Origin of the sequence: Micrococcus sp. GbtcB5 (genome assembly GCF_019091605.1) — a bacterium.
In the GTDB taxonomy this organism is placed as follows: domain Bacteria; phylum Actinomycetota; class Actinomycetes; order Actinomycetales; family Micrococcaceae; genus Micrococcus; species Micrococcus luteus.
This window is the reverse complement of sequence record NZ_JAGXJK010000145.1, coordinates 1-294: the sequence shown is the minus strand read 5'-3', so window position 1 is coordinate 294 and position 294 is coordinate 1. Positions and strand designations below refer to the sequence as shown.

1 protein-coding gene is annotated in these 294 nt (G+C 49.0%); it reads right to left on the bottom strand.

The window, feature by feature from the left end; all coding sequences use genetic code 11:
• Positions 1-208 (bottom strand): hypothetical protein (locus tag KVS67_RS11810; RefSeq protein WP_217565429.1); only part of this gene is annotated, 208 nt, incomplete at its 3' end.
• Between the last annotated feature and the right edge of the window lie 86 nt (positions 209-294).

The window sequence follows — 294 nt, the reverse complement described above, 5'->3', positions numbered from 1 at the left end:
CATCAAGCGGAATCCCGAGATTTGTAGCAAGCTTTTTTACAAGAGTACACTTTGCATCAAGTGAGCGATCACCCACAAGCAACTGCACCCTGCTTTCGGAAATGGGCTTCAGCAAGCAGATCAGCACCTGCACTAGCCACTCATCCAAGCGCGCTTGAGCGATAGCAATACGGCCAATTCTATAAGCTAGATCGTCTTGATTTTCCACATCGCTCCTTATCGAATACACAAATTAGGCCCCGTCACACGTTGAACCGGAACTCCACCGAGTTCCGGCACATACCAACCTATGGA